The sequence below is a fragment of the Micromonospora sp. NPDC004704 genome, assembly GCF_053601675.1.
In genome coordinates this window covers 109,545-134,941 of record NZ_JBSGCD010000020.1, presented here as the reverse complement: position 1 = coordinate 134,941, position 25,397 = coordinate 109,545, and the positions used below count along the sequence as shown (strand labels likewise).

Genomic DNA, 25,397 nt, shown 5'->3' with positions numbered 1-25,397 from the left:
TGATCGACACTTCGGAACAGTCACTTCCCGGACCCGCCAGTCACCAGCCTAGAACACCACTACTCACCGCCTCTTGACACAGAGGGGTGCCAGATGAGTGCGTGTGACCTGCGAAAAATCGGATCGTGCCACCGACGCCTTTATGTGATCGTTGCTGTGTGCCCCAACCGATCTTGCGTACTGACCGGCTGCTGCTGGTCCCACTTGCCGACCGGCACCTGGAGCTGGAGGTCAGGCTCGACTCCGATCCGGAGGTGCTTCGCTATATCAGCGGCCGGGCGCGGTCCAGGGATGAGGTGGTCGCATCCCATTCGCAGCGGATGGCCTTGGCAACCAAGGTGGACGGCTTGGGCTATTGGATGGCGTTCGGGTCTGACGGCGGCGCGCATGGCTCGACACCGCCCATACGGGAGGACGAGGGCGAATCCATCGGGCTCATGATGCTTCCGCCGGCGCACGGCCCCGACCAGCCTGATGATCTAACCGTCACAGATCTGGGTTACCGCCTCGTTCGTCGGTACTGGCGGAAGGGCTTGGCCAGTGAGGCGTCTCGTGCGTTGCTGCGGCACGCCTTCGACACCGTCGGGCAGAGCCGGGTGATCGCGCAGACCATGGCGGTGAACGCCGGGTCTCGGGGCGTGATGGAGGCCGTCGGCATGCGGTACGTGCGCACGTACTTCCCACTCTGGGATGACCCGCTGCCGGGGGCGGACCTGGGTGAGGTCGAGTACGAGATGACCCGGGCGATGTGGGAGGCCTGTCATGGCGCTTGTTGAGACAGGAATGGTCGGCCACGGGGTGGAGTTGCAGCCACTGAACGAGTCCCACGTGTCCAGCCTGGTCGAGGCAGCCAGCGACGGAAACCTTTGGGAGCTGTTCTTCACGAGCGTTCCCGCCCCCGACACCACGGGTGAGACCGTCAGGCGGTTCATCGTTGAGCAGTCTGCGGGCACCATGCAGCCCTTCGCCGTGTGCCTTTCCGACACCGGTCGGGCGGTGGCCGTGACTAGCTTGTGCCACATCGACGCGGTCAACCGCCGCGTCGAGATCGGCTACACCTGGTACGCGGCCTCCCAACAGGAACCGGTATCAACGCGGCGTGCAAGCTCTTGTTATTGACCCGCGCGTTCGACGACATCGGCTGTATCGCCGTCGCGTTTCGCACCCACTGGCTCAACCATCGCTCTCGGAGAGCGATCGAACGCCTCGGCGCCAAGCGAGACGGAATCTTCCGCAACCACATGATCATGTCCGATGGCAGCGTGCGCGAAACGGTCGTCTACTCAATCGTTGCGATCGAGTGCCCGCTATCCGGGCGGAACTCAACCGCCGCTTCACAAACCCGAGATAGATCCGCCAACCGGCGCATTCCACCCGACCCTGAACCCGCCCTCAACTCGGCAGATCAGGATGTTGAGCGACGACAGAGATCGCTACGGTGTGCGATCGTGGGCTATGCGCCGCCGCGCACGGTCGGAGGCAGATCCGGATGATGGCGCTCTGGTCTCTTCCCCGCCGCGGCGCGAGTGCTCGACCTTCTGAGCGGCGTGGTTGCGTCCGAGGGCCGCCCCGCAACCTCAGCGAAGGAATTCGCTAAGCACCGGGGCCAGGGTTCCCGCGGGAATGCCGTGCCACTCGCCGGGCAGGCTGCGGTGAACGGCTTGGGGAAGCAGCTTCGTTGCGACCGTTGCCATCTGAGTCAGATCGATGGTGCTGCCGGCGCTGTCCAGCACCAGCGTTGGCGCCGTGACGTGCTGAAGCAGCTCCGCGTCGATGGTTTCGCTGAGCGCGCTGTCGTACGCCAGCGTGGATGCCACCGAGACCATGGCGGACCAGTGCGGCGTGTCCCGCATGCCGGCGAGAGTCTCGACCGGCACTCCGATGCTGGTCAGGAAGAATTCCACCGCGTCCTCGCCGGTGAGGCCCCGCAGCCGAGCGGTGAACGCCCGCTGCTCGGGGTTGTCACGGGTGGGCTCGATCGGCGGCTCAAGCAGGGCCATACGGCGTACGGCTAGCCCGGCCGCAGCCGCGTGCAGCGCCACCAGGCAACCGGACGAGTAACCGTAGAGGGCCACCGGTCCGCCGACCGCGTCGATCAGCGCCGCCAAGTCTTCCGCCTCGCGGGCGGTAGCGTACGGCGGGGTGTCGGTGCTGGCGCCACGGCCGCGGCGGTCGTATCGAACGACGGTGAAGTCCTCGGCCAGCAGGTTGACGAGTTCACCTAGCGGACTGTTGGCCCGGAAGTGTCCGGCGGCGTCGATGACGATAAGCGGTGGACCAGAGCCCTTCTGGTCGTACGCAATCCGAGTCCCGTCCCGGGACGTCACGAGTGCCTCCATGAACTGAACGGTACAGATCCCACTCAATGCGGCGATGTTCGCGGTCCGTGAACGCTACGACGAGGCCGATCTGCACCGTTGGGCTGATGAAGCCATACGGGTATGGCTCGCCGCGTACGGCGTTGCCGTGGCGACGTGATCCTGCCGAGCCGACCTATCCGCGCGCCCGCCGCCGAATCGAGCACGGCCGCCGCTGACCCTGCCGCCACCCAACCGCAGGACAACTGTCAACCGCCGCCGTTCTCGACCCAGCCGCACCACAGGTATCCGGCCGACCCTGATCAGAAGGGGGGTGCGTCCTCGCCCATCAGCGCCAGCACGACGCCTCCCTTTCCGCTCTTGAGGCTCTGGACCACGACCTTGCCGGTGCTGCCGTCGGGCAACTCCAAGGTAAAGGTCTTCCCGACCGCGTTCTTGGGGCCATTGCCGGCGCTGTTGGCGGGTCGGAAGTCGCCTGCCCACGGTCGAACCCCGCCCTTGCGGGCGGGCTCAGCGAAGAGTGCGGCGGTGCCGGGGGTCCTGGTTCCGTCGGAGGAGAGAAGCACTGAGGCGCTGCGATAGGTAGCCATATACGTCAAGACTATCCCGGACCGCGCTCGTTTGCGCCACGACAACTGCCCCGCGACGCGGCTGGAGCGGGAGCAGGTGTCGTAGTCGGCGGAGGGCGAGCGCGTCAGTTCTGGATGGAAAACGTCGCGACGACACCGTCGTGGTCGGACCTGGTGCCGCCGACGATGTCGTAGCCGGTCATCCACATGATCTGGTACGCCGGCAGCCGCTTCCAGAAGTAGACGTAGTCGATGTGCCGGTTGCCGTGCGTACCGGTGCCCTTTTCTCCGTACAGGTTGAAGTTGGAACGCAGGTTCGGCAGCTCGTTGGCTTCGAGGACCTGCCACGGGAACTTCGCGTACCCGTAGGTCCGGTCGGCGCTGAAGTCGACGTTGAGGTCACCGCTGACGATGACCTGTCCCTCCCCCTGCTTGTCGACCGCCAGTTCCTTGAGACCCTGGAACTGCGCCTCGGCGCACCTGGTACGCGGCAGGTCCTCCGGCCGACCGGCGTTTTCGATGCTGGCCACCGCATGGGCGTTGATGTGGGTCACGACGCGGCCACTGGCCTTGTGCCGGTACTTGACCCAGTTGTTGTACCGGGCGGGCGGCACCTCGCCCGGACCGTTGGTGTCACAGACGAAGGTCGAGCCCTTGTCGAGTACGTCGAAAATGCTCTTCTTGGCGATCAGCGCCTCGCCGGCCTGGTTGGTCCCGCCTGGTGCGTACAACCACCAGCCGTTGTCGGCGGCCCAGTTCTCCAGGAAAGCCTTACGGTTGCCGACCTCGTTGAGACCGACGAGGTCGGCCCTGGACGCGATCAGGTTCAGGTCGTGCACGAAGTCGGCCTGGCTCAGTCCGTTGTAAATATTGAGCGTCCCTGCCTTGAAGGCCACGGTCGCCGCGGCCGCCGGAGTGGCCGGCAGCAGGGCCGCCACCAGCACGACCGCCCCCGCGAGGGCGCCCAGGGCGCGGGTCGACCAGTGTGTCGTCTTGCGCATCGACTTCCCTTCGTAGGAAACCGCCGTCGGTGGCGGCCACCGCACGCTATCGATCTCAGTCGACGCGGCACCGAACAACGGGGAACAAAAGACCGACAGGTCCGCGCCGACCGGCGAAGGTAGCTATCCTCCCCGCCGTGACCTTCACTTCGCCGGTACCGCCGCTGGACCTTCGGAGTCTGTTTCCCGGCATCGAGGCGTTCGGCAGGACAGCGACGCGGTTGCACCCGCGAGCGGGGACGCCGGGTCTGTCGGACAGTCACGTCGCAGGCATGCTGTTGTGGCCGGCCGACGAACCGTGGCCGGCGTGTCGGGGGCCTCATCTCGTGCCGACCGAGACACCGGTTCCGGCGGAGGTCGCCGCCGCGCTCCAAACGCCTCGCGTCGAGATGACGACGCTTCTACGGGAACGGATTCCCGGTTTCACCGGGATCCGGACCACCGAGGCCGGCACCGTCCTGTTGGGTTCCGAGGCCGTGACGGAGCCGATCCCGAGCCCGTTGGTGCCGGTGGCGCAGCTGCGTGCGGCCGACATCCCGGACCTGCACTGCCCCGTCGGCACGGATTTGTTGCAGGTGTTGTGGTGCCCCAACAGACACCACGATTCGGCGGGACCCCCGGTGCAACTGAGATGGCGCGTGTCGTCCACGGTCGTCGACCCGTTGCCCGCGCCGCCGCCCCCGGCCGTCGTACGCGCGGAGCAGTACCTGCTGCGTTCGTGCGTGCTGCACCCCGAACAGGTCACGGAGTATCCGTGGTGGCAGGAGCTACCCGCAGAACTCGGGCGCCGGGTCCGCGACTTCGACGACAACTGCCAACTCGACGAGCACGACTACTCCTCCGTGTCCCGGGCGCGCGGGTGGAAAGTCGGCGGCTACGCGACCTGGGCACTCACCGACCTCCTCCCGATGGACTGTTCCCGCTGTCACAGGTCGATGGACCTCCTTCTGACGGTGGACTCGTCCGAGTCGGGAGGCAGCAGTGCCTGGCTGCCCGTCGAGGACTCACATCTCCGACCATCGTGGACCGACCCGGAGTGGATGGCCGCCGACCAACCCACCGGTGTTTCTGTCGGCCGTCATGGACGCCTACAAATCTTCGTCTGCATGACCTGCCCCGATACACCGACCAGACAGATCATCCAGTAGTCCGGCGACGGATCGTGCGCTGCCGCACGGGCCCTTGCACAGCATCGGCATGGTTGATCATTGTTCGGTGATGAATCCCTCCGCGCTGCCGGCCGATCCCGACGCCCTCTCGTTGGCCGTTCCGCCGCTGTTTGCCGCGCTGGCTCCGGCGCGGAGCATCCTCATCGCCGGAGCGGGCGGTGGGTTCGACGTCTACGCCGGCCTTCCGTTGGCCCTCGCGCTGTGGCGCGGCGGCGTACGGGTGCACCTGGCCAGCCTGTCCTTCTCCGAACTCGAGTTGATCAACCGGGACGCGTGGGTGACGGAACACGTCGCGGCGGTACAACCGGACACCGCCAGCCCGGACTGGTACTTCCCCGAACGGACGCTCGCCCGGTGGCTTGCGGCTCAGGACCTGCCGTCGACCGTGTACGCCTTTCCGCCGCTGGGCGTGCGGACGTTACGGGAGGCGTACCGGCACCTGGTCGACGAACTCGACATCGACGCGGTGGTGCTGGTCGACGGCGGCACCGATGTCCTGCTGCGCGGCGACGAGAGTGATCTCGGCACCCCGGTGGAGGACATCACCAGCCTGGCCGCCGTGGCCGCGCTGGACGTGCCGGTCAAGCTGGTGACCAGTCTCGGCTTCGGCATCGACGCCTACGACGGCGTCAACCACGTCGAGGTGCTGGAGAACCTCGCCGCGCTCGACCGCGACGGGGGCTACCTCGGCGCCCTGTCCATCCCGGGTTCCAGCCGGGAGGCCGCGCTGTACCGCGATGCTGTCGCCGACGCCCTGGCCGCCACCCCGGACCGGCCGAGCATCGTCCAGGGACAGATCGCCGCCGCCACCAGCGGGGCGTTCGGAGACGTCCGGTTCACCCGGCGCACCGGCAGCGGCGACCTGTTCGTCAACCCGCTGATGGCGATCTACTTCACCGTCGACCTCGACAAACTCGCCGCCCGATGCCTGTACCTCGACCGGATCGAGAACACCGTCGGCAGGCGACAGGTCATCACGCGCATCCAGGCGTTCCGCGACGAACTTCCCGGCGTACGCATCCCCCGCGCGTATCCCCACTGATCGCCCGGACGGCGGGCCGGGCGCGAACCCGCGCCACCGGAGCCGGGCTAGAGAATTTCGACGTACCCGTCGCTTCCGTGCACGCGGATCCGCTGCCCGTCGGGAATCAGCCGGGTGGCATCGACCACCCCGACGACGGCCGGCAGGCCGTACTCCCGTGCGATCACCGCGCCGTGTGTCATCAATCCTCCGACCTCCGTCACCAGGCCGGTGATGGCGACGAAGAGAGGCGTCCAGCTCGGATCCGTGTGGGCCGTGACGAGGATGTCACCCGGTTCGAGGTCCGCCCGGGCCATGTCCAGGATCACCCGGGCGCGCCCTTCGACGGTCCCGGCGGAGACCGGTAGGCCGACCAGGGCGCCCGCTGGCACGTCGTCGCGTCGGTACGCCCCCGTCACGGCCTCGCCGTCGGAGGTGAGCACCCGGGGCGGCGTGAGCGCGTGGTAAGACCGGTACGCCTCCTTGCGCTCCTGGATGAGCTGGTCATCCACCCCGTTGCCGCGTACGACGTCGTGGAGTTCGTGGAACGTGAGGTAGTAGATGTCCTCCTGCTCCGGGAGGACGTCGGCCTGCACGAGGCGCTCGGCCTCTTTCAGCAGAGCCTGTTTGTAGACGAAGTAGCGGCTGACGATCCCGTACTTCGGGTACTCCCGGTAGCCGATGAAGGTCCGTACCCGGTCGATCATCCGCTTGGTCTCGTCGGCTTTCTGGTCCCCGTCCGGCAGGGCCCGCAAGCGTGACAGGACGTCCTGTTCCTTCTCCTGCGCTTTCTGCCGTCCCTGCTCGAAGCGCTGTTCGGCGGCGCCCGGCTCGAAGTTCCTGACGTTGTCGAGGATCACGGGCACGAGCGTGGCGGGGCGTTCGCGCCAACGCGGCCTCGTGATGTCGATCTCGCCGACGCAGCGCATCCCGTACCGGTCGAGGTAGACCTCGACCGCCTCGCGCGCCTCGGTCCCGCCCGCGAGCTTCGGCAGGTCGTCCAGAAAGCCGTCGTCCTCGACGCCCTGCAGGAAGGCCACCACCTCCGGGTACGGGCGGATCACGTCCGCGACGTCGAGCAGTGCGAGCCCCATCTCCGACGTGATGTTGCCGGGGGCGGACAGCGTGAGGGTGTCGGCCGCGTTCTTCTCGCCCAGCCACTCCTGCAGCTTGTCGTTGAGCCACCAGGTGGCCTCCATCCCCGCCATGATCGCCTGGATGCTCAGCGGGTCGCTGAGGACCCGCTTGTGATCCTGGAAGGCCTCCAGCAGGAAGTCGAACAGCGCCGGTCCGGTCTTCGTCCGGATGTCGCGCTCCAACGCGGCGATGGAGACCTGGCTGCGCGCGATCAGCTCGGCGACGATGGCCGGATCGGTCTCGATCGGGGCGGGCGCCTCGCGGGGCGGCGGCCCGCCGGGGCCGGCGTCCGGGATCGTCGGGACGAAGTCGTCGCGGTCCAGGACGGTCTCCAGAGCGTCCCTGATCAGCGGATCGCCTCTCCCCATGACGTCCAGGAGGCCGGCGCGGCTCGCGGGCGAGGTCAGGCGCGGGGTGACGTCGACGAACAGCCTTCCGCCGGCCTCGTGCATCGGTGCCAGGGCCGTCAGCTGCCACACGGAGACACCCAGGGGCTTCATGGGGTCGGTCATCATCTGCCCGTGACCAACGGAGACGTAGACATGGTTGTCGTGGTCGCCGGCCTCCGGGATGGGAAAGAGCGTGGTGATCGGCCGGCTCTGCACGATCTGGAAGTCATCGTCGACCAGGCACCACTCGATGTCCTGCGGGCGGCCGAAGTGCGCCTCGATCCGCCGCCCGAGTTCCACGAGGCGCACGATCTGCGCATCCGTCAGCGCCGGCTGCTCCTGCCGCCGCGAGTCGATTGCCACTTCCTGCGTACCGCCGGCCGGCAGGGCGTGCACGGCACGCTGTTTGGCGGCGATCGCCCTGGCGACGATCTCGCCGTCGCGGACCTTGAAGACGTCCGGGTTCACCAGGCCGGAGACCAGTGCCTCGCCGAGGCCGAAGCCGGCGTCCACGGTGGCGACCCTCCGGTTGCCCGTGACCGGGTCGGCCGTGAACAGGATGCCGGCCGCGTCCGGCAAGACCATCTGCTGTACGACCACGGCCATCCGGACCGTACGGTGGTCGATGCCGTTGCGCAGGCGGTACGTCACGGCCCGCTCGGTGAACAGCGACGCCCAGCACCGGCTGACGTGCTCGAGGATCGCCACCGGCCCCACGATGTTCAGGTACGTGTCCTGCTGGCCGGCGAAGGAGGCTGTCGGCAGGTCCTCTGCCGTAGCGCTGGACCGGACGGCGTACGCGACTCGCTCGCCGACCTGGGCGAGCGCGCGGGTGATCGCCGCCGCCAGGTCGACGGGGATGGCAGTACCCTCGACGGTCCGGCGGATCTCCGCACTGAGCGTACGGATCGTCTCCCGGTCGTCCGGGGTCAGGCGGGACAGTTGATCGAGCAGATCGTCGACCGACGGCGCTTCCGCCATGATGCGCCGGAAGGCGGCCGTCGTCACGCAGAAGCCAACCGGCACGCGGATGCCTTCGAGCCGCGACAGCCCGCCCAGGTGTGCGCCCTTGCCGCCAACAACCGCGACCTGAGTCGCGTCAACCTCTTGAAGATCCAACACGTACTGCTCGATCACCCGTGCCCCCATTTTCGCAGGTTGTGGCCTCGGCCGACGATTCTGCGCCACGACCCGGGTCTTGCCGCAAGCCCCCCGGTGCGCTATACGTTAGAAGTGGCAAGGAGAGGAATCTCCTTGCCTTTGCTTTTTGTCGTCCGCCTCGGGCCGGCGGATACCTGGCCTTCGTCGCGCACTACCCCGGCTGGACCGCTCACCATTTTGTTCGACCGGACGGGACGCCCGGGACACGAGTGCGTCGCGTGTTTCTCAGGCAGGTCGCTGACGTGCCGCAGCGATCTCGGCGTGATGGTCGACCGCCCAGTCGGCCAGAGCGGAGAGCGGTTCCAGGAGGCTGACGCCGAGGGGCGGCAGCCGGTACTCGACGCTCGGTGGCAACGTCGGAAACACTTCGCGTTCGACCAGGCCGTCGCTCTCCAGCGTGCGCAACGTCCGGGTGAGCATGCGAGGGGGGTCAGGTGCGGGGACGGTTGGTGATCCCGTCCAGGATGGTGATCAGGTTGTGGTGGAAGGTTTCCTCGGCGTTGTGGTGGGCGCCGTCGATGACAAGTCGGGCGACGGTGGGGTAGCGGCCCGTCTCGAGCATGCGGGTCAGGTAGGGCCCGAGGGTGGCCTGCCAAGCGGGCTCGTCGGTGCCGGTCGAACGGGCGGTGCGTCGCTCGGTGATCTCCCTGCGGAGTGCTCCGACGATGAACGCGTTGAGGGTGCCAAGGGCCCGCTGGAGGTCGTCGACACCGCGCAGGCCAGGCGCCTGGCTGAGCGCCGCCGCCGTCGATTCGCCCACGGCGAGCGCGTGAGGTCCCAGGTGCGGCCGTCCGCCGAGCAGGTCGGCGAACCACTCATGTTCGAGAGCGGCATCGCGGGTCCGGTGAACGATGGCCAGGACCGTGGCGCGCCACTCGGCGTGCTGACCGGCCTCGGCGATCTGGGCGTACACGGCGTCGACCATCAGGTCGAGCAGCTCGGATCTGTTGGCCACGTAGTCGTAGAGCCGCATCGGACCGACTCCGAGCTCTTTGGCGATCTTGCGTACCGACAGCCCGTCGAGGCCGTGCGCGTCGGCGACCAGGATCGCCGTGGCGGCGATCTTCGCGCGGCTCAGCGGCACCGGAGCCACCCTCGGCTGAGGCTCCGGTCGTTCCCAGACGGGCAGCGGTGCGCTACCGTACGGCGTACCCATGAGGTACAGCGTACGGTAAGGAAGATGACGATGCGAGTAGCCATCGCCGGCGGCGGTCTCGGTGGGCTGACCCTGGCCCGGATCCTGCACCGACACGGCATCGATGCGGTGGTGTACGAGCGCGAGGCGAGCCGAGCCGCCCGATCGCAGGGCGGCTCGCTCGACCTGCACCCGGAGTCCGGGCAACACGCCCTGGCCGAGGCGGGACTCGCCGGCCGGTTCCGGTCCGAGGCGCGCCCCGAGGGCGAGGAACATCGCATCCTCGACCCCGCGGGACGCACCCTCGTGCATCACAAGCCATCTCCCGGATCATTCTCCGGGCGTCCCGAGATCGACCGGAGCGTCCTGCGTGATCTTCTGCTGGATTCGCTCCCGGGCGACGCGGTTGCCTGGCAGCACCGGCTCCTTTCGGCGACACCACGATCCGGCGGGGGCTTCGGGCTGACGTTCCAGGGTGGCCGCGGAACCGACTGCGACATCCTCATCGGTGCGGACGGCGCACGCTCGGCCGTCCGGCCACTGCTGACCGACGTGAAACTGTCCTACGTGGCCACCCTGGTCGAGCTGAGCATCAGCGACGCCGACCGGCGCCACCCGGGCCTCGCCGAACTGGTCGGCCCCGGCAACCTGTGGTGCATCGGCGTGAACCAGATCCTCGCGGCTCAACGCCTCGGCGACGGCAGCATCCGGGTCGGGATCTCACTACGCGCAGAAGATCGCGACATCGACTCGTACCGTAGTAAGCGCGCTCTGCTGGAGATGTTCGAAGGCTGGGACCCGAGCCTCACCGCACTCATCGAAGCCGGCGACAGCGCGCCGACGCCGCGCACGATCGAAGCGATGCCCATCGGCACGCGCTGGGCCAACCAGCCGGGCATCACCCTCATCGGTGACGCCGCGCACCTCATGCCGCCGGTCGGCGAGGGTGCCAATCAGGCCATGCTCGACGCCGCCGAACTCGCCGGCGCACTCGCCGCCAACCCCACCGAACCGGACTCGGCGATCCGGACGTACGAAGAGGCGATGTTCACCAGAACGCACTCGATCGCCGAAATGTCCGCACGGGTCCAGGCGATGATGCTGTCCCCGACCGCAGCGGACGACATCACCCGCTTCTTCACGGCGCGGCCCACCGAGCCGTCACCCGCAGACTGAGAAGGGTCGAGTTCACCGGTCCTGGAGCAGCCCACGTTCGGCCATGTAGGCCCGCAACGTTTCGGCGTCCTCGGCGGACATCAGGCGGCGTGGGATCACGGTCGCCGGCATCCGGCCGACGTACACGATCCAGAACTCGGGGGTGTCGCTCACCCTTGCGACCCCGTCCCAGGCGATGCCGCCGGACTCCGAACCGCTGCGCATCATGATGTTGTCGTCGGTGATGTCGTAGGCGCCCTCGACCGCGTAGCCGCTGGAGCGGCGCCGGGCGCGCAACCGGACCCACGGCAGGTACAGCATCGACAGCAGGCCGGCCACGACCAGCGCGGTGCACAGCGGCGAGATCTTGTCGCCCCACGCGAACCCCTGCGAGACGGCGAGACCGATCGCCCCGACCGCCGCCAGGAGCGCGCCGATGTAGGTGTGCTTGCGCAGCCGAGCACCACTGAGCGCTGCGGCCACGCGGCCCGGGTACGCGGGATCGGCTGGGACGTCAAAACGGATGTGCACGCCAGAACGATAGTGCCCCCCGTACCCGCGACCCGAGCAGCGCTTCGATCCGGTGGCTGGCTGGCGTGGCAAACCCGGACACGTGGCCAGGATGTCGTGCCCGTGTGTGAGGCTTCGGGGCATGGCGACTTTCGTACTGATCCACGGCGGCGGGGGCAGCGCCTGGGACTGGCATCTTCTGGTTCCCGAGTTGGTCAGCCGTGGTCACGACGTGGTGGTGCCGGAGCTGCCGATCGAGGACCGGTCGGCGGGGTTTGCCGAGTTCCGCGAGACGGTCGTCCACGCGATCGGGGACCGGAGCGACCTCGTGGTCGTCGGACACTCGTACGGTGCGTTCACCGCGCCGCTGATTGCCGACAGGCTGCCGGTGCGGCTGATTGTCCTGCTCACCCCGATGGTTCCGAAGCCCGGTGAGAGCCCTGGGGACTGGTGGGGCAACACCGGTTACCGCGGCGTGGAGGGGCTCAGCGAGCAGGAGCAGTTCTACAACGGCGTACCGGCCGAGATCGTCGCCGAGGCCGGGGCGCATGTCCGGGACCAGGTCAGCGCGGAGTGGAACGAGCCGTGGCCGCTGGGCGTCTGGCCGGACGTGCCGACGAAGGTCCTCATCACCCGACAGGACCAGTTCTTCCTGGCGGACTTCCAGCGCCGGGTGGCCGCCGAACGGCTCGGGACCACCCCGGACGAGATCGACGGTTGCCACTCGGTGACGCTCAGCCACCCGGAGCAACTTGCCGACCGGCTGACCGCGTACCTGTTGCCCGAAGGCGCCGGGACCCCGTCCCACAGCAACTGACGGCGTCGCAGCGCGGTGGATGGGCTCGTCCGACCTGGCCCCCGGATCGCCGGATGCGGGCACCGCGAGAAGCGACGCGTGCGCCGCTGGCTCTGCCGATCCGAGCCTCTATAGTCGCGTGGTGAACGTGGATCAGGTCCGGCAGGCGTACGGGTCCGTCGCGGACCTCTACATCGAGCTGTTCGGCACGAGCGAGCGGGTACACGCCGACGACCTCGCCTTCATCGGGCGACATCTGGCGGGCCGACCGGGCACGGTGCTCGATCTGGGCTGCGGACCCGGCCATATCACCGAACACCTTCGCTCGCTGGGCGTCAACGCAACGGGAATCGACATGGTCCCCGAGTTCATCGCCCATGCGCGGGCGGCCCATTCGAGCGGTAGCTACCAACTCGGGTCGTTCGAAAATCTCGCCGCCGCCGACCGCTCCGTGGCCGGCATCCTGGCCTGGGGCTCGTTGATCCATCTACCGCCGCAGGAGCTCGACGGCGTGCTCGCCGAGTTCCGTCGAGTGATGGCCCCGGCCGGAGCGCTGGTGCTGGCCATCTTCGTGGGTGACGAGGTCGCCGCCTTCGACCACAAGGTCGTGACCGCCTACCGCTGGCCCGTCGACGAGTTCTCCGAGCGACTGACCCGAGCCGGCTTCAGGGAGGTCGAGCGCCTGCAGCGGCCCGGCGACGGCACTCATCGGCCACACGCCGCCATCGCGGCAGTCGCCACCGAAGGGTGAGCCGAGTCGGCCAGCCCTCCCTGTCCAAGGAACTGTGGGGGGCCGTCAGGTCGGTGCGGACGCGAGGGTGTCCGCCACCGGGCGACGTGCGGCGGCCAGCACGGGGATGGCGGTGAGCACGGCGACGGCGAGCAGGACGCCGAGCGCCGGGGCGAGCATCGAGGAAGCGGGTGGAAGGACTGGAAGACGAGGCCACCGGATCGGCCAACCGGGCGGACGCGGCGGCCACCAGCTTCAGGTGGAACTCGGTGAGGTCCGGCTTCGGCCAGCTCACCTCGGCCAGCCACGCGGCGACCCGCTGCTGCCCGGCCGGGGTCAGGGCGTACACCCGGCGGTCGGGTCGGTCCGGCAGACCATCGGACCGTTCCCGCTAGCTATGCCGCTGTCAACTCCACCGGACCGACGATGTGTACAGTGGCCGCGTCAGCGATGAGGGGAGGTGAGCCCGGTGAAGACCCGACGTGACGCCTGGGCGCTCCACCCGGCCATCCCTGTCCGCTGACTTCGCGTCGGGGAGAGCGCCCTCCTGACCGGAGGAACAATGACCTTCTCCCCGTTCCGCATCGACGTCTCCGACGAGACCCTCGATGACCTGCGGGCACGACTGGCCCGTACCCGCTTCACCGCCGCCAGCGGCGATCGGCCGTGGCAGGCCGGCACCGACCCCGACTACCTGCGCGATCTCGTGTCCTACTGGGCCGACGGGTTCGACTGGCGCGCCCGGGAAGCCGAACTCAACGCCCTGCCGCACTACCGGGCCCGGATCGACGGCCGCCGGCTGCACTTCCTTCGCGTACGCGGGAAGCGTCCGTCCGGCGCGCCCGCGCCGCTGCCGCTGATCCTGACCCATGGCTGGCCCAGCAGCTTCGTGGAGATGCTGCCACTGGTCGACCGCCTGACCGACCCCGCCGGCCACGGGGGCGACCCCGCCGAGGCGTACGACGTGGTGGTTCCCTCACTGCCCGGCTTCCTCTACTCGGAGCTGCCGGAGGGTCCGCTCACCCGCGCGGCGATGGCGCGGACGCTGCACCTGTTGATGACCGACATCCTCGGCTACCACCGGTACGGCGCCTTCGGCGGCGACATCGGGGGTGCGGTCACCGGCTGGCTGGGCGCCCTGTACCCCGAACAGGTCGCCGGCATCCACCTGATCCACCCGCCGTTCCCGGCCAGCTTCGACGCCCACCCGATCTCCCCCGCCGAGCAGGCGTACCTGGATGCCGAAGCGGCGTACGACCTGACCGACGGCGGTTACAGCGCCATCATGGGCACCCGACCGGACACCGTCGCCGCCGCGCTGGGTGACTCCCCGGCCGGACTGGCGGCGTGGCTGGTGGACAAGTACCGGGACTGGAGCGACAACCACGGGGACCTGGAGAGCCGTTTCGACCGGGACACCCTGCTCACGATCATCACCCTGTACTGGGCGAGCGGCTCGATCGGCTCGACGTTCCGGCAGTACGTCGACTTCGACCACAACAGCCCACGACCCGACATCACCGTCCCGGCCGCGTTCACGGTGAGCACCGAACCGTCCCAGGCCAACTTCCCGCGCGAGATCGCCGAACGCGCCTGCACCGACATCCGGCACTGGAACGAACCGGGTAGGGGCGGACACTTCATGCCCCTGGAGGAACCGGACCTGCTCGCCGGCGAACTGAGGCGGTTCTTCACGTCGCTGCGCCCGTACTGATCCGCCGAGGAGCCGGGTCGCATCGGCCCGGCTCCTCAGCCGGTTGCTGCCGGGAACCTGACGCGCACGTGGTGACTCGCAGGTGCATGAGACTTCCGCAGTCGGCCGCCCTGCTCGTTTCGGCCGTTGTCATTCTGCTTGCCGGGTGCACGACCGGGGACCCCTCCGTACGGTCGGCTCCCGCTGTTCCGGCGGCGCCGAGCCCGACCAGGACGGGCTGCGGCTCCCCGGTCGACACCGGCCCGCTACCCGAATGGGCTCGGGCCGGGTTCTCCGGCGACTCGAGCATGCCGCATGTTCTGGGCGACCGGGGTGACATCGTCGGCGCGATCTTCGGGTACCCGCTCACCGTCGCCCGGCCGGAGGGCCCGACCAACAAGATCCTCTGGGTGTCCAAGGTCTCGGACCCGCCCGGCGATCTCGTGATCGAGGCGAAACTCGACGCCTCGGACACCTCCGCGACCCGTCGCGTCACCGGCGGGCCCGGACCCTCCATCATCGACCTGCCCCAGCCCGGCTGCTGGCATCTCACCCTCACCTGGCCGGGCCACACCGACACCATGGATCTCATCTACCGATGACCGGCAGAAACCGGTACCGGTGCCATGCTCAGCCGGGCAGTGAGCTGCGCTCGCCACCGTTGGCGACCACCACTGTTCCGTTGAGGTAGCTGCTGCGGCCGTCGACCAGGAACAGGACCACATCGGCGATCTCGTCGGGCTCTCCCACCCGACCGCGAATGTTCACCTGCCCGAGCACCTCGATGTTCTCGCCGAGCATCTGCTCGGTGCCGGCGGTGCGTACCGGGCCCGGCGAGACGCCGTTGACCCGGACTCCGCTGGCACCGAATTCGGTGGCCCAGGAGCGGGTCAGCAGTTCCACGGCAGCCTTCGACGCGCCGTACGCGGCACCGACGGGTGCGGCCGAGGTGGCCGCGGTCGAGGTGACGTTGACGACGACACCGTAGCCGCGCTTCGCCATCGCCGGCGCCAGGGCACCCACCAGGAGGAAGGGTGCCCTGGTGTTGATCGCGACGTGCCGGTCGAAGCTCTCCGCACTCGTCTCCGGCGTGCTGGTGAAGACGTAGATGCCGGCGTTGTTGACCAGGATGTCCACCTGACCGGCGTTGTCGGCCAGCCGGGCGACCTCCTCGGGGTTCGCCAGGTCGGCAACCACGAAGCGCGCCCGGCCGCCCTGCGCGACGATCTCGGTCACCACCTCGCTCCCCCGGCCCGGATCGCGGCCGTGCACGACGACCTCGGCGCCGCGGTCGGCCAACTTGAGGGCCACGGCGCGGCCGATGCCGGCGGTTGCGCCGGTCACCAGCGCGGTACGACCTGCGAGATCAGTGTCGACAGACATGACAACCTGCTTTCTGGGTTGGGCTACCCAATTTTTAGCAGCAAGTTTTGGGTTGTGCAACCCATTCCGGTAGGGTGGCCTTCGTGACAGACAGTGCGGATGAGCCCCGTCGGTTGACGCGCAAGGGGCAGGCGACCCGTGAGCGGATCCTGCAGGCGGCCACCGACCTCATCGCCGTGCACGGGGTCGCGGGTACCGGCACCGAGGATGTCCGCAGGGCGGCCGGGGTGAGCGGCTCGCAGATCTACCACTACTTCGACAGCAAGCAGGCCCTGATCCGAGCGGTCATCACCCGTCAGGCCGACGCGGCACCGGTCCCCGGCCAGCCGATGATGGGCCTGCTCGACAGCTTCGACGCCCTCCGGGCGTGGGCCGACGCGGCGATCGAACGTCAGGAACAGAACGACGGTCGCGGTGAATGCACGCTCGGCTCACTGGCCGGGGAACTCAGCGCGACCGACGAGGAGTCGCGGGAGGATCTCAGCAAGGGGTTCCTCCGATGGCAGTCACTGCTCCACGACGGCCTGCTCGCCATGCAGGACCGGGGAGAGCTACACCCGGACGCGGACCTGAACGAGCTGTCCCTCGCCCTGCTGACCGCGCTACAGGGCGGGACCCTCCTCAGCCAGACGATGCGGGACACCCGACCGCTCCGGGCATCGATGAACGCGGCCCTGGCCTACATCCGCTCCTTCGCGCCTCCTGCATGAGTGCCGGGAGCAGCCGCTCGGTACGAGCGGACACCGTCAGAGGCCGAGCATCGGCAGGCAGGCGGCCATGCGCCGTCGACCGTCACGGTCGGCCGCTCCTGCCGGTTCCACTTCTCTCGGGTGAGCCGCAGGCGGTCGGACACCACGACCTCGCCGTGACGGGCGTCGACGGAGATGCCGTCGTTGTCGTACCCGAGCTTGCGGGACACACCCTGGGAGGAGGGGTTGTCCTGGAACACCTCGCCGACAGGCGGGAACTGACGTGTCCACCCTCAGTACGGCCACCGTTGAGCGCTCGGGTTCGCGAACTGGCGCGGCGACCTGGCTCGTGCGGTCAAGTTGGAGAGGCGCCGTCCGTTCGCCATCTGCCCGAGGTGACAGCAGTGCGCAGATCGGATGCCGAGCCGAGTCACGGTGTCTTCTGGGCGATGGCGAGCCGGGTCCGGTACTGCTTGGTGATTTCTCCGTTGTAGACGTCGTCGATCAGGTGGGTGATGCACGCGAACAGGCCGCGGCGTGCCTGCGGTGCCATGGCTCGATTGCCGGAGTAGGTCATGAGCACGTTCAGATACTCGTGGGCCGTGTAGGTCTGTTGCCACTCGTAGCGCCGGAACTCCACTGGCCCGAATCGTGCCGACCGATCGAACTCTGCCGCCTCCTCGGGGGTCTCGTCATCGGTCGTCAGGCGCATGCCGGGCGGTGTTGTGGGGTCGAAACGTTCGTAGCATCGTTGCGCGTCGGCGAAGAAGGCGCTCGTCCCGCCGGCAATGTGGTGAGTCGAGACGATGCCGAGAGATCCGCCGGGACGCAGCAGGTCAGCGGCTTTGATCATGCGGACGTCGGGGTCAAGCCAGTGGAACGCGGTCGCGGAGAGAACCGCGTCGAAGGTTCCGTCCGGGGGCTGCCAGTCCTCGAAGGCCGCCGCGACGACGGTGACATTCGGAAACCGTGCGAGGTTGCGTCGGGCGATGGCGGCCATGTCGGGGCTGAGGTCCATCGCGACGACATGGCATCCCAGTTGTGCCAGGGGCAGGGTCGCTTGGCCGGTGCCGCATCCGATCTCCAGCACCCGAGCGTGTGGACCGAGACCTGCGAATGTGGCGAGGTCGGTGAACAGCTGGGGCGGATAGGTCGGACGGCATTGATCGTAGAGTTCGGCGTCCTGGCCGAATGTGGTGCGCAGTATTTCTCGGTTGGTGTCGGTCATAGTTGCTGGTTGTCCCCTCAAGTCGCGCGGACCGCCGTGCAGTTAACGGGTCCGGGAGAGTGTCGCAACGGCAGGGCCTCGGCGGGGCCATCGCTGGCCCGGCGGGAGAGTTCCTCATCGGGGATGAGGTCCTCGGGCACGCGCGGCATTTTCCCAGCGGGCATCCGCTGTTGGCGACGGATTTCCGTCGTCGCTGGTCTCCGACCAGCGTTGCTGCCGCAGGTCGTCAGCTTGGCGCGATAGTTTGGCGATCATGGCGGACTGGGAGATCCGGCCGGCTTCGGTGGCGGATATCGAGGCGGTGGCCGAGTTGCGGGCCGCGGTGCTGCGGGTGGACCTGGAACGGCTCGGGCGGTACGACGAGCAACGGGTCCGGCAGCGACTGCGGGACGGATTCGCACCGGAGCACACCTGGGTGATCGAGGTGGACGGGGCGTTCGCCGGCTGTGTGTCGCTACGGCCGGCCGAGGACGCCCACTGGCTGGAGCACTTCTACCTGGTCCCGTACCTGCAGGGCAGCGGCATCGGTACGGCCGTGCTGCGTGGGCTGCTGGAGCGGTGCGACCGCGACGGCACCCTGGTCCGGCTGAACGTGCTACAGGGCAGTGCGGCCCGTCGGCTGTACGAGCGGCACGGGTTCAGACCTGAGACCGAGGATGCGGTCGACGTCTTCATGGTGCGCGAGCCGGCCTTCGCCGTGCCTGACGTGCGATCACCGTAAGTGATCATTAGTGGTGTCCGGTGCTGCTACCGAAGTAGCGGAGAGAGGGTCCCTTCCTGCCGTCCCACAGGAAGGAACCCTCTCCCCTTCGCCCCAGTCAGGCTGTTCCGGCGGCCCGGCTCCGCACCGGAGCCGGGCCGCTGGGGTCTTCGTCCGCCGCATCGGCGGAAGCATCGGCCGGGTCGGCGACTGTCCGCCCGGTGGTCGGGTCGGCGCCGAGGCCGGCCGCGACGGCCAGGTCGGCGCCGTTCAGCGGCAGGGTGACGGTCACCAGGTCACCGTCGGTCTCGACCGGTTCCGGCCGACCCACCCGGTGCAGCACCCGCAGCAGGCCGAGGTTGTCGGCGTACGCGTGCGCCACCAACGCCGCGCACCCGCCCCGGCTCGCGTACGCGACCAGCCGGCGCATCAGCGCGCCGCCCAGCCCACGCCGCTGCCAGGCGTCCTCGACCAGCAGCGCCACCTCGGCCAGCGCACCCTCGGGCACCAGGTTGGCCATCGCCACCACCCGTTCCGGGGTGCCGTCGACACCGCCGGCCACGGCCAGCAGGGTCATCCCCCGCGCCGGCTCCAGCAGTTGGCGCAACCGGTCCGGGGATGGGGTCGCCGCGCCCAGGTAACGCTGCCAGCGGGTCCGGGCCGAGCAGCGGTTCTGCATCGCCAGCACCGCCGGCAGGTCGTCCGCGGTCGCCGGTCGTACGGTCAGTTCGGCGCCGTCGGGCAGGACCAGGGTGACCTGGTCGGCCGTACGCCGTACCACGTTCGCGGCCAGGTCCACCAGCGCCTGGGCGCGGGCGTACTCGGCCGGGGTGAAGCCGGGCGCGGCGCGGAGCACCTCGTAGGAGCCGCCGGCCGGGTCGGCCAGTCGCATGGTCTCCAGTCCGGGCTGCGGACGGCTCTGTCCGGGTGCCGGGCGCCAGGTGACCGCGTCGGCCCCGAGCAGGGCCCGCAACGCCTCACCGAGCGCGTCCGGGTCCCGGACCAGCCGGCTGGCCAGCCCCAACGCGCGGGTCGGCTGGTCCACCAGGCCACGCGCCTCGCTGCGCGCCACCCAGCAGTTCCGTCCGCGTCCGCGTTCCACCGCCGCGACCAGGTCGGCCGCGGTCAGTCGTTCCGGTGCGTCGACCAGGAAGTCGTCGAGCGCGCCGGCCTCGGTGGTGTGTACCTGCACGCTGAGGATGTTGACTCCGCGCAGCGCGAGACTGGCGGTCAACACCGCCAGGTAACCTGGCCGGTCATCGACCGTCGCCCTGATCCGCCATAGCGCCATCTCAGCTCCTCTCCCGGGTCCGCCCGGCCCATCGGCCGGGCTCGTCACGGGTCACTCCGCGTCAGCGTCGAGCGGTCACGATCGGATGGCCGCCGGGGGCGCACTGACCAGGTCGAGCCGGTCACCGAGGATGACCGCCGCGGCCCGTACCAGTTGCGCCACCCGGTCCACCTCGGTGATGTGGAAGCCTGCCGCCGACAGGCCTTCCGCATCCACCCGAGCCACCATGAGCACCAGCCCCGCCCGGCCGAACGGCGCCGCCACGTAGTGGGTGCCGACCGGCCCGTCCATTGCCCGGGCCCGTAGTGGCGTCACCTCCGGCAGGGTCAGCGGGTTCGGCGCACGCCAGCTCGCGTACGCCACCGCCGGTGCCCCACCGGGCGCCCCGGGAAGCGCCGCCCCCCGCCGGGACGCCCAGTCCGCCGGGACCACCGCGGCCGCCGCCCAGTCCGCCGCCAACAGACCGGGTACGGCGTCCACCAGCGTCGCGAGCCCGTCGCCGGGATTCCCCGCCACCTGGGCCAGCAACTCGGCATCCTGTCCCCCGCTGGTGGGCGCGCCGATCGCCCGCCAGACGCCGTCCACCTGCACGCCGGGTATCGCCGCCAACCCGGCCATCAGCCGTTCGACCCGGGATGCGCCGGGCCAGACCACGGTAAAGTCGTCGACAGCTCGCCCACCGAGCCGCTCCAGCACGATCACCTGGACGATGTCGGCGCCCGCCACGCCCAGCGTGCGGGCCACCTGACCGAGCGCGCCCGGTCGGTCCGGCAGGGTCACCCGAACCCTCAGCAACATCTCTCTGTTCCTCCGTCGACGAGTCGGCGCGGGAACCCCGGGCGCCTGCTGACGGCGTCTGCACGCCGCTTTACCTGAACCAAGATTGCCCGCTGACCATTTCGCCCCTGTTGCCGCACCATGTCCCGGCCGCAAACACCCGTCCTTGACAAGTTGGCCCAGGTGCCATCAACTGTTCGGATGACCGAGCCGCCGGGCAGCGCCGTCCGGCCGGAGCCGACGTCGCCCGCCCCGGTTCCGGGGCCCGTACCGACGGAGGAGTCGCCGGCCGGTCTCGATCTCGACCGGCTCGCCGGGCACCTGAGCGTCCACCGTCCCGACCTGGTCGACGGGGCACCGTGGGCCCGGCTGATCCCCGGTGGCCGGTCCAACCTGACCTACCGGGTACGCGCCGGTGCCCGCGAGTTCGTGCTGCGCCGTCCCCCGCTGGGCCACGTCCTGGCCACCGCGCACGACATGGCCCGCGAGTTCCGGGTGATCTCCGCCCTGTCCGGCACCGGTGTCCCGGTCCCGGCCGCGCTGCTGCTCTGCCCGGACGACACGGTGATCGGGGCCCCGTTCTACCTGATGGAGTGGGTGCCCGGGGTGGTCTACCGCGATCGGGCGCAGACCGACCGGCTCGGCCCGGGTCAGCGGCGTGCGTTGGCGCTCGCGATGATGGACACCCTGGCCGTGCTGCACGGGGTCGACCCCGCCTCGGTCGGCCTGGCCGACTTCGGCCGCCCCGAGGGTTTCCTCGCCCGGCAGGTACGCCGCTGGGGCGGACAGCTCGACCAGTCCCGCAGCCGACCCCTGCCCGGCATGGCGGAACTGCGCGAGCGGCTGGCTGCCACCGCACCGGAGGGCGCCAACGCGGGCCGGATCGTGCACGGCGACTACCGCCTGGACAACCTGCTGGCCGAGGCCGGTCCCGAGGAGAACGCGGAGCCGGCGGCGGCGACCATCCGGGCGGTGCTGGACTGGGAGATGGCCACCCTCGGCGACCCGCTGGCCGACCTCGGGCTGCTGCTGACGTACTGGGATGTGCTCGGTGACCGGGAGGAGACGGTCGGCAACCCGGTCGCCGACGGCCTCGGCCCCCGGGCCGGGTTCCCGTCCGGTGCCGAGTTGATCGAGCGGTACGCCGACCGCAGCGACGTCGACGTCGGCCCGCTGGACTGGCACATCGCGCTCGGCTGCTTCAAGCTCGCGGTGATCTGCGAGGGCATCCACTACCGGCACACGCTCGGGCAGACCGTGGGCGACGGCTTCGACCGGATCGGCGAGATGGTATTCCCGCTGGTCGAGCACGGGCTGACCGCCGTACCCCGGGGCTGACGCGGTGGCCGACGCGGAATCCCGCGCACCGATGCGCCCGCCCGGCGAGGACCAAACGCCCCGGGCCCCGGCCCCCGCTCGGCAGGCGCTGGTCGTCTTCGCCCTCGCGTACGGGCTGCTGCACCATCTCGGCGGGGCGCTCGGCGGGCTCGGTACGGTCGGCCCGACCCGGTGGGCCGACTGGGCCGAGCTGCTGGTGCCGTACGCGGTGCTGGTCCCGGCGGCGGTGGCGCTCGCGGCCGGCGGCGCGCGGCGGACGGTGTGGGCGGTCTACCTGGTCGGCGCGCTGGTCTACGCCGAGGGTAAGGGCGTGCACGTGGCCGCGAACTCGATCGGGAACGTGGCGCCGGGACCGGCGTCCCACCTCTGGGACGAGGTGGTCGGGCACTACCTCTGGTACGCGGGAGCCGCGCTCGTCCTCGGTGCGCTGGCCGCCACCTTCGCCCGGTCCGCCCCGCCGCACGGGATCGGGGGTTACCTGCTGGCGCTGCTGGTCGGGCTCACCCACGCGACGAACTCGCTGGAGGGCGGCACGGCGGTCTTCGGTCTGGTGGTCGCGATCGTCGGCTGCGGCTGGGGCTGGTCGACCCGGGCCGGGCTGGGCCGGCTGCTGCTGGTCGCGTACGCCCCGGCGGTGCTGGTGCTGGTCGGGTACGGGCTGTGGCACGGCGGCTTCCCGCAACCCTCGGAACTCGGCTGAGCCCTCGGAGACCCCCTGAGCACAAGGAGGAAAGCAGATGGACTTCGGATTCGACGCCCGTACGGCCGAACTGCACGAGGCGCTGGGCGACTTCATGGTCGACCATGTCTATCCGGCCGAGCCGGTGCACGCTGCCCAGGTGGCCGGGGCGGCCGACCCGTGGACCCGGCCCCCGGTGCTCGACGAACTCAAGGCCCAGGCGCGCAAGCGGGGCCTGTGGAACCTCTTCCTGCCCGATCCCGAGTACGGCGCCGGCCTGACCAACCTCCAGTACGCGCCGCTGGCCGAGCTGACCGGGCACAGCCCGTACCTGGCGCCGGAGGCGCTCAACTGCGCCGCGCCGGACACCGGCAACATGGAGCTGCTGGCCGAGTTCGGCTCGCCGGAGCAGCGGGAACGGTGGCTGCGTCCGCTGCTCGACGGGGAGATCCGGTCCGCGTTCTGCATGACCGAGCCCGAGGTGGCCTCGTCGGACGCGACGAACATCGCGACCCGGATCGAACGCGACGGCGACGAGTACGTGGTGACCGGGCGCAAGTGGTGGTCGTCCGGTGCGATGGACCCCCGGTGCGAGATCTTCATCGTGATGGGCAAGACGGATCCGGGCGCCGAGCGGCACCGGCAGCAGAGCATGGTGCTGGTCCCCCGGAACACGCCCGGCGTGACGGTCGAGCGCGGGATGACCGTCTTCGGTTACACCGACGGGGCGCACGGCGGGCACGCCGAGGTCAGCTTCGACGGCGTACGGGTGCCGGCGGAGAACCTGGTCGGTTCGGCCGGGGACGGGTTTTCGATCGCCCAGGCACGGCTCGGGCCGGGGCGGATCCACCACTGCATGCGCCTGGTCGGGATGGCGGAACGGGCGCTGGAGCTGCTCTGCCGGCGTACGTCGGAGCGGGTCGCGTTCGGTCGGCCGCTGGCCGAGCAGGGGGTGATCCGGGACTGGATCGCCGAGTCACGGGTTCGGATCGAGCAGGCCCGGTTGCTGGTGCTCAAGACCGCGTGGCTGATGGACACGGTCGGCAACCGGGGTGCCCACATCGAGATCCAGGCCATCAAGATCGCCACCCCGGCGATGGCCGAGTGGGTGATCGACAAGGCGATCCAGGCCCACGGCGCCGCCGGCGTCAGCCAGGACACCCCGCTTGCCGCCCTCTGGGCCCAGGCCCGCACCCTGCGCCTCGCCGACGGCCCCGACGAGGTCCACCGCGCCTCCCTCGCCCGCCGCGAACTCCGCCGCTGGTCCCCCGCCTGACCCCGCCCCTCCCGAGCGCGCCGCCCTCCCGCCCCTCCCGAGCGCCTCATGTAGAGAAAGAGTGCCTATCGCGCCCCGAATAACCACTCTTTCTCTACAAGAGTGGGGGATCTTGGGGGGTGGGAGGGTTAGGCGGAGGCGCGGTGGACCAGGTGGGTGTCGAGGAGGATGTAGGGGGTTTGCAGGTCCTCGTGGCGGATGCGGGACATCAGCAGGCGGGCCATCTGGCGGCCCATCTCCTCGACCGGCTGGTACACGGTGGTCAGCGGCGGGTCGGACTGGCGGGCGATCGGCGCGTCCTCGAAGCCGACCACCGACACGTCCTCGGGAACCCGCCGACCCGCGTCGCGCAGGGCCCGCAGGGCGCCGCAGGCCATCAGGTCGGAGGCGACAAAAACCGCGTCGAGGTCCGGGCACTGTTCGAGCAGCCGCCGCATGGCCGCGGTGCCGCTGCTCTCACTGAAATCGCCGTACGCGATGAGGTGTTCGCTGACCGGCCGGCCGCTGGCCTGCACGGCCTGGCGGTAACCGGCGAGCCGGGCCACCCCGACGCCCATGTCCTGCGGTCCGGCGATCGTGGCGACCTTGGTCCGACCCTTCTCCACCAGGTATTCGACCGCCTGCCGGGCTCCACCGGCGTTGTCCACGTCGACGAAGTAGGCGGCCTGGGCGCCGGGTTGCAGCATCCTGGCCGGGCGACCGCCGAGGACCGCCGGCAGGGACCGCTGCTCCAGCAGGGTCGGCAGCGGGTCGGAGTCGTGCAGGGAGAGCAGGAGTACGCCGTCGACGTGCTGCGGGGTGAGGTGGTGCTCGACCCGCTCCCGTTCCGCCGGTGACTGGGCCATGGCGAGCCAGAGCTGCATCGGGGTGTCGAGCAGTCCGGAGCTGATGCCGCGGACGATGCCGGCGAAGAACGGTTCGCCGAAGACCCGCTCCTCCGACTCCGACACGACCAGCGCGACGGAGTCCGTACGCTGTGTGACCAGCGCGCGGGCGGCGCGGTTGGGTACGTAGCCCAGCTCGGCGATGGCCTGTTGGACCGCTGCCCGCGCTTCCGGGCTCACCTGGGGTGACCCGTTCACGACGCGGGAGACCGTGCCCCGGCCGACCCCGGCACGGGCGGCGACCGCGTCCAGGGTGGGCCGCCCGAGTGACCGGGTGCGCTGGGTTGTCATGGTGTGCTCCTCCGACGGTGGGGTGGGTCGGCACCGACCCGGCGCGGGTTGGTGCCGACACCCCGGTTACTGGCTGG

Annotated in this window: 27 protein-coding genes; 15 read left to right on the top strand and 12 right to left on the bottom strand. The window is 69.7% G+C overall.

The features are described 5' to 3' along the window. Positions 1-158: 158 nt before the first annotated feature. Both ACWEFB_RS24960 and ACWEFB_RS24955 read left to right on the top strand, forming a co-directional pair. Positions 159-776 carry a GNAT family N-acetyltransferase gene (locus ACWEFB_RS24960; protein ID WP_452289114.1) on the top strand — a complete coding sequence of 206 codons (618 nt, stop codon included), beginning with the start codon at positions 159-161 and terminating at the stop codon, positions 774-776. Continuing rightward, positions 763-1,119, top strand: coding sequence for a GNAT family N-acetyltransferase (locus tag ACWEFB_RS24955; RefSeq protein WP_452289112.1), 357 nt, complete (start codon positions 763-765; stop codon positions 1,117-1,119). Before ACWEFB_RS24960 ends, ACWEFB_RS24955 begins: the two co-directional genes overlap by 14 nt. Before the next feature lie 458 nt (positions 1,120-1,577). On the opposite strand, the gene ACWEFB_RS24950 is transcribed toward ACWEFB_RS24955, so the two are convergent. The 3 genes from ACWEFB_RS24950 to ACWEFB_RS24940 form a co-directional block, all read right to left on the bottom strand. Beyond that, on the bottom strand, positions 1,578-2,339 hold the full coding sequence (locus ACWEFB_RS24950) for an alpha/beta fold hydrolase (RefSeq protein WP_452289110.1): 762 nt from the start codon (positions 2,337-2,339) through the stop codon (positions 1,578-1,580). 281 nt (positions 2,340-2,620) lie between these two features. Next, complete coding sequence (locus ACWEFB_RS24945; RefSeq protein WP_326560094.1) at positions 2,621-2,908, bottom strand: hypothetical protein; 288 nt, start codon at positions 2,906-2,908, stop codon at positions 2,621-2,623. A 104-nt stretch (positions 2,909-3,012) separates the two neighbouring features. After that, on the bottom strand, positions 3,013-3,888 hold the full coding sequence (locus ACWEFB_RS24940) for an endonuclease/exonuclease/phosphatase family protein (RefSeq protein WP_452289108.1): 876 nt from the start codon (positions 3,886-3,888) through the stop codon (positions 3,013-3,015). A gap of 29 nt (positions 3,889-3,917) precedes the next feature. On the opposite strand from ACWEFB_RS24940, the gene ACWEFB_RS24935 reads away from it, so the two are divergent. Both ACWEFB_RS24935 and ACWEFB_RS24930 read left to right on the top strand, forming a co-directional pair. Beyond that, the gene (locus ACWEFB_RS24935; protein ID WP_452289106.1) at positions 3,918-5,036 is read left to right on the top strand and encodes a hypothetical protein; all 1,119 of its coding nucleotides are present in this window, start codon (positions 3,918-3,920) and stop codon (positions 5,034-5,036) included. Positions 5,037-5,106: 70 nt separating this feature from the next. Continuing rightward, complete coding sequence (locus tag ACWEFB_RS24930; RefSeq protein ID WP_452289131.1) at positions 5,107-6,099, top strand: DUF1152 domain-containing protein; 993 nt, start codon at positions 5,107-5,109, stop codon at positions 6,097-6,099. Positions 6,100-6,146: 47 nt separating this feature from the next. Here the strand turns inward: ACWEFB_RS24930 and rph are convergent, their stop codons facing one another. From rph to ACWEFB_RS24915, 3 genes are all read right to left on the bottom strand, one after another. Next, entirely contained in the window at positions 6,147-8,753 is a 2,607-nt protein-coding gene (rph, locus tag ACWEFB_RS24925; protein ID WP_452289104.1) for a rifamycin-inactivating phosphotransferase, read from the bottom strand. A gap of 237 nt (positions 8,754-8,990) precedes the next feature. After that, positions 8,991-9,185, bottom strand: a complete 195-nt coding sequence (locus ACWEFB_RS24920; RefSeq protein ID WP_452289102.1) for a winged helix-turn-helix transcriptional regulator — start codon at positions 9,183-9,185, stop codon at positions 8,991-8,993. A gap of 10 nt (positions 9,186-9,195) precedes the next feature. Further along, a complete protein-coding gene (locus ACWEFB_RS24915) occupies positions 9,196-9,921 on the bottom strand; it encodes a TetR/AcrR family transcriptional regulator (RefSeq protein WP_452289100.1) in 726 nt (241 codons plus the stop codon). A gap of 24 nt (positions 9,922-9,945) precedes the next feature. Here ACWEFB_RS24915 and ACWEFB_RS24910 point away from each other — a divergent pair, with 24 nt between their 5' ends. After that, entirely contained in the window at positions 9,946-11,076 is a 1,131-nt protein-coding gene (locus ACWEFB_RS24910; RefSeq protein WP_452289098.1) for an FAD-dependent oxidoreductase, read from the top strand. A gap of 12 nt (positions 11,077-11,088) precedes the next feature. On the opposite strand, the gene ACWEFB_RS24905 is transcribed toward ACWEFB_RS24910, so the two are convergent. Next, entirely contained in the window at positions 11,089-11,586 is a 498-nt protein-coding gene (locus tag ACWEFB_RS24905) for a YcxB family protein (protein WP_452289096.1), read from the bottom strand. A 121-nt stretch (positions 11,587-11,707) separates the two neighbouring features. Here ACWEFB_RS24905 and ACWEFB_RS24900 point away from each other — a divergent pair, with 121 nt between their 5' ends. From ACWEFB_RS24900 to ACWEFB_RS24880, 5 genes are all read left to right on the top strand, one after another. Further along, positions 11,708-12,382, top strand: coding sequence for an alpha/beta fold hydrolase (locus ACWEFB_RS24900; protein ID WP_452289094.1), 675 nt, complete (start codon positions 11,708-11,710; stop codon positions 12,380-12,382). Between the two features lie 121 nt (positions 12,383-12,503). Further along, a complete protein-coding gene (locus tag ACWEFB_RS24895; protein ID WP_452289129.1) occupies positions 12,504-13,112 on the top strand; it encodes a class I SAM-dependent methyltransferase in 609 nt (202 codons plus the stop codon). Positions 13,113-13,282: 170 nt separating this feature from the next. Continuing rightward, a complete protein-coding gene (locus ACWEFB_RS24890; protein ID WP_452289092.1) occupies positions 13,283-13,486 on the top strand; it encodes a hypothetical protein in 204 nt (67 codons plus the stop codon). Between the two features lie 167 nt (positions 13,487-13,653). Beyond that, positions 13,654-14,805, top strand: a complete 1,152-nt coding sequence (locus ACWEFB_RS24885) for an epoxide hydrolase family protein (protein WP_452289090.1) — start codon at positions 13,654-13,656, stop codon at positions 14,803-14,805. Positions 14,806-15,092: 287 nt separating this feature from the next. Continuing rightward, entirely contained in the window at positions 15,093-15,386 is a 294-nt protein-coding gene (locus tag ACWEFB_RS24880; RefSeq protein WP_452289088.1) for a hypothetical protein, read from the top strand. A gap of 28 nt (positions 15,387-15,414) precedes the next feature. Here the strand turns inward: ACWEFB_RS24880 and ACWEFB_RS24875 are convergent, their stop codons facing one another. Further along, a complete protein-coding gene (locus tag ACWEFB_RS24875) occupies positions 15,415-16,167 on the bottom strand; it encodes an SDR family NAD(P)-dependent oxidoreductase (RefSeq protein WP_452289086.1) in 753 nt (250 codons plus the stop codon). Positions 16,168-16,250: 83 nt separating this feature from the next. Between ACWEFB_RS24875 and ACWEFB_RS24870 the strand changes: the two genes are divergently transcribed. Further along, positions 16,251-16,877, top strand: a complete 627-nt coding sequence (locus tag ACWEFB_RS24870; RefSeq protein ID WP_452289084.1) for a TetR/AcrR family transcriptional regulator — start codon at positions 16,251-16,253, stop codon at positions 16,875-16,877. 409 nt (positions 16,878-17,286) lie between these two features. On the opposite strand, the gene ACWEFB_RS24865 is transcribed toward ACWEFB_RS24870, so the two are convergent. After that, positions 17,287-18,084, bottom strand: a complete 798-nt coding sequence (locus ACWEFB_RS24865) for a class I SAM-dependent methyltransferase (RefSeq protein WP_452289082.1) — start codon at positions 18,082-18,084, stop codon at positions 17,287-17,289. 253 nt (positions 18,085-18,337) lie between these two features. On the opposite strand from ACWEFB_RS24865, the gene ACWEFB_RS24860 reads away from it, so the two are divergent. Then, a complete protein-coding gene (locus tag ACWEFB_RS24860; RefSeq protein ID WP_452289080.1) occupies positions 18,338-18,805 on the top strand; it encodes a GNAT family N-acetyltransferase in 468 nt (155 codons plus the stop codon). A 97-nt stretch (positions 18,806-18,902) separates the two neighbouring features. On the opposite strand, the gene ACWEFB_RS24855 is transcribed toward ACWEFB_RS24860, so the two are convergent. Continuing rightward, positions 18,903-20,075, bottom strand: a complete 1,173-nt coding sequence (locus ACWEFB_RS24855) for a GNAT family N-acetyltransferase (RefSeq protein ID WP_326560114.1) — start codon at positions 20,073-20,075, stop codon at positions 18,903-18,905. A gap of 75 nt (positions 20,076-20,150) precedes the next feature. Further along, complete coding sequence (locus ACWEFB_RS24850) at positions 20,151-20,873, bottom strand: ACT domain-containing protein (protein WP_326560115.1); 723 nt, start codon at positions 20,871-20,873, stop codon at positions 20,151-20,153. A gap of 180 nt (positions 20,874-21,053) precedes the next feature. Here ACWEFB_RS24850 and ACWEFB_RS24845 point away from each other — a divergent pair, with 180 nt between their 5' ends. From ACWEFB_RS24845 to ACWEFB_RS24835, 3 genes are read left to right on the top strand one after another with little or no spacing between them, the layout of a single operon-like run. Continuing rightward, on the top strand, positions 21,054-22,190 hold the full coding sequence (locus ACWEFB_RS24845; RefSeq protein WP_452289077.1) for a phosphotransferase family protein: 1,137 nt from the start codon (positions 21,054-21,056) through the stop codon (positions 22,188-22,190). A gap of 4 nt (positions 22,191-22,194) precedes the next feature. Beyond that, positions 22,195-22,890: a hypothetical protein gene (locus ACWEFB_RS24840; RefSeq protein ID WP_452289075.1), complete on the top strand. Its 696-nt coding sequence runs from the start codon at positions 22,195-22,197 to the stop codon at positions 22,888-22,890. A 37-nt stretch (positions 22,891-22,927) separates the two neighbouring features. Next, entirely contained in the window at positions 22,928-24,145 is a 1,218-nt protein-coding gene (locus ACWEFB_RS24835) for an acyl-CoA dehydrogenase family protein (protein ID WP_452289073.1), read from the top strand. A 128-nt stretch (positions 24,146-24,273) separates the two neighbouring features. On the opposite strand, the gene ACWEFB_RS24830 is transcribed toward ACWEFB_RS24835, so the two are convergent. Beyond that, on the bottom strand, positions 24,274-25,320 hold the full coding sequence (locus ACWEFB_RS24830; protein ID WP_326560119.1) for a LacI family DNA-binding transcriptional regulator: 1,047 nt from the start codon (positions 25,318-25,320) through the stop codon (positions 24,274-24,276). Positions 25,321-25,397: the final 77 nt, after the last annotated feature.

What these genes read in the sequence shown, in the direction of transcription:
- ACWEFB_RS24835 (WP_452289073.1), top strand. Translation starts at nt 22,928, where the DNA reads ATGGACTTCGGATTCGACGCCCGTACGGCCGAACTGCACGAGGCGCTG.
- ACWEFB_RS24940 (WP_452289108.1), bottom strand. Translation starts at nt 3,888, where the DNA reads ATGCGCAAGACGACACACTGGTCGACCCGCGCCCTGGGCGCCCTCGCG.
- ACWEFB_RS24865 (WP_452289082.1), bottom strand. Translation starts at nt 18,084, where the DNA reads ATGACCGACACCAACCGAGAAATACTGCGCACCACATTCGGCCAGGAC.
- ACWEFB_RS24915 (WP_452289100.1), bottom strand. Translation starts at nt 9,921, where the DNA reads ATGGGTACGCCGTACGGTAGCGCACCGCTGCCCGTCTGGGAACGACCG.
- ACWEFB_RS24910 (WP_452289098.1), top strand. Translation starts at nt 9,946, where the DNA reads ATGACGATGCGAGTAGCCATCGCCGGCGGCGGTCTCGGTGGGCTGACC.
- ACWEFB_RS24945 (WP_326560094.1), bottom strand. Translation starts at nt 2,908, where the DNA reads ATGGCTACCTATCGCAGCGCCTCAGTGCTTCTCTCCTCCGACGGAACC.
- ACWEFB_RS24950 (WP_452289110.1), bottom strand. Translation starts at nt 2,339, where the DNA reads ATGGAGGCACTCGTGACGTCCCGGGACGGGACTCGGATTGCGTACGAC.
- ACWEFB_RS24875 (WP_452289086.1), bottom strand. Translation starts at nt 16,167, where the DNA reads ATGTCTGTCGACACTGATCTCGCAGGTCGTACCGCGCTGGTGACCGGC.
- ACWEFB_RS24920 (WP_452289102.1), bottom strand. Translation starts at nt 9,185, where the DNA reads ATGCTCACCCGGACGTTGCGCACGCTGGAGAGCGACGGCCTGGTCGAA.
- ACWEFB_RS24955 (WP_452289112.1), top strand. Translation starts at nt 763, where the DNA reads ATGGCGCTTGTTGAGACAGGAATGGTCGGCCACGGGGTGGAGTTGCAG.
- ACWEFB_RS24850 (WP_326560115.1), bottom strand. Translation starts at nt 20,873, where the DNA reads ATGTTGCTGAGGGTTCGGGTGACCCTGCCGGACCGACCGGGCGCGCTC.
- ACWEFB_RS24885 (WP_452289090.1), top strand. Translation starts at nt 13,654, where the DNA reads ATGACCTTCTCCCCGTTCCGCATCGACGTCTCCGACGAGACCCTCGAT.
- ACWEFB_RS24930 (WP_452289131.1), top strand. Translation starts at nt 5,107, where the DNA reads ATGAATCCCTCCGCGCTGCCGGCCGATCCCGACGCCCTCTCGTTGGCC.
- ACWEFB_RS24880 (WP_452289088.1), top strand. Translation starts at nt 15,093, where the DNA reads ATGCCGCATGTTCTGGGCGACCGGGGTGACATCGTCGGCGCGATCTTC.
- rph (WP_452289104.1), bottom strand. Translation starts at nt 8,753, where the DNA reads ATGGGGGCACGGGTGATCGAGCAGTACGTGTTGGATCTTCAAGAGGTT.
- ACWEFB_RS24845 (WP_452289077.1), top strand. Translation starts at nt 21,054, where the DNA reads ATGACCGAGCCGCCGGGCAGCGCCGTCCGGCCGGAGCCGACGTCGCCC.
- ACWEFB_RS24900 (WP_452289094.1), top strand. Translation starts at nt 11,708, where the DNA reads ATGGCGACTTTCGTACTGATCCACGGCGGCGGGGGCAGCGCCTGGGAC.
- ACWEFB_RS24830 (WP_326560119.1), bottom strand. Translation starts at nt 25,320, where the DNA reads ATGACAACCCAGCGCACCCGGTCACTCGGGCGGCCCACCCTGGACGCG.
- ACWEFB_RS24855 (WP_326560114.1), bottom strand. Translation starts at nt 20,075, where the DNA reads ATGGCGCTATGGCGGATCAGGGCGACGGTCGATGACCGGCCAGGTTAC.
- ACWEFB_RS24860 (WP_452289080.1), top strand. Translation starts at nt 18,338, where the DNA reads ATGGCGGACTGGGAGATCCGGCCGGCTTCGGTGGCGGATATCGAGGCG.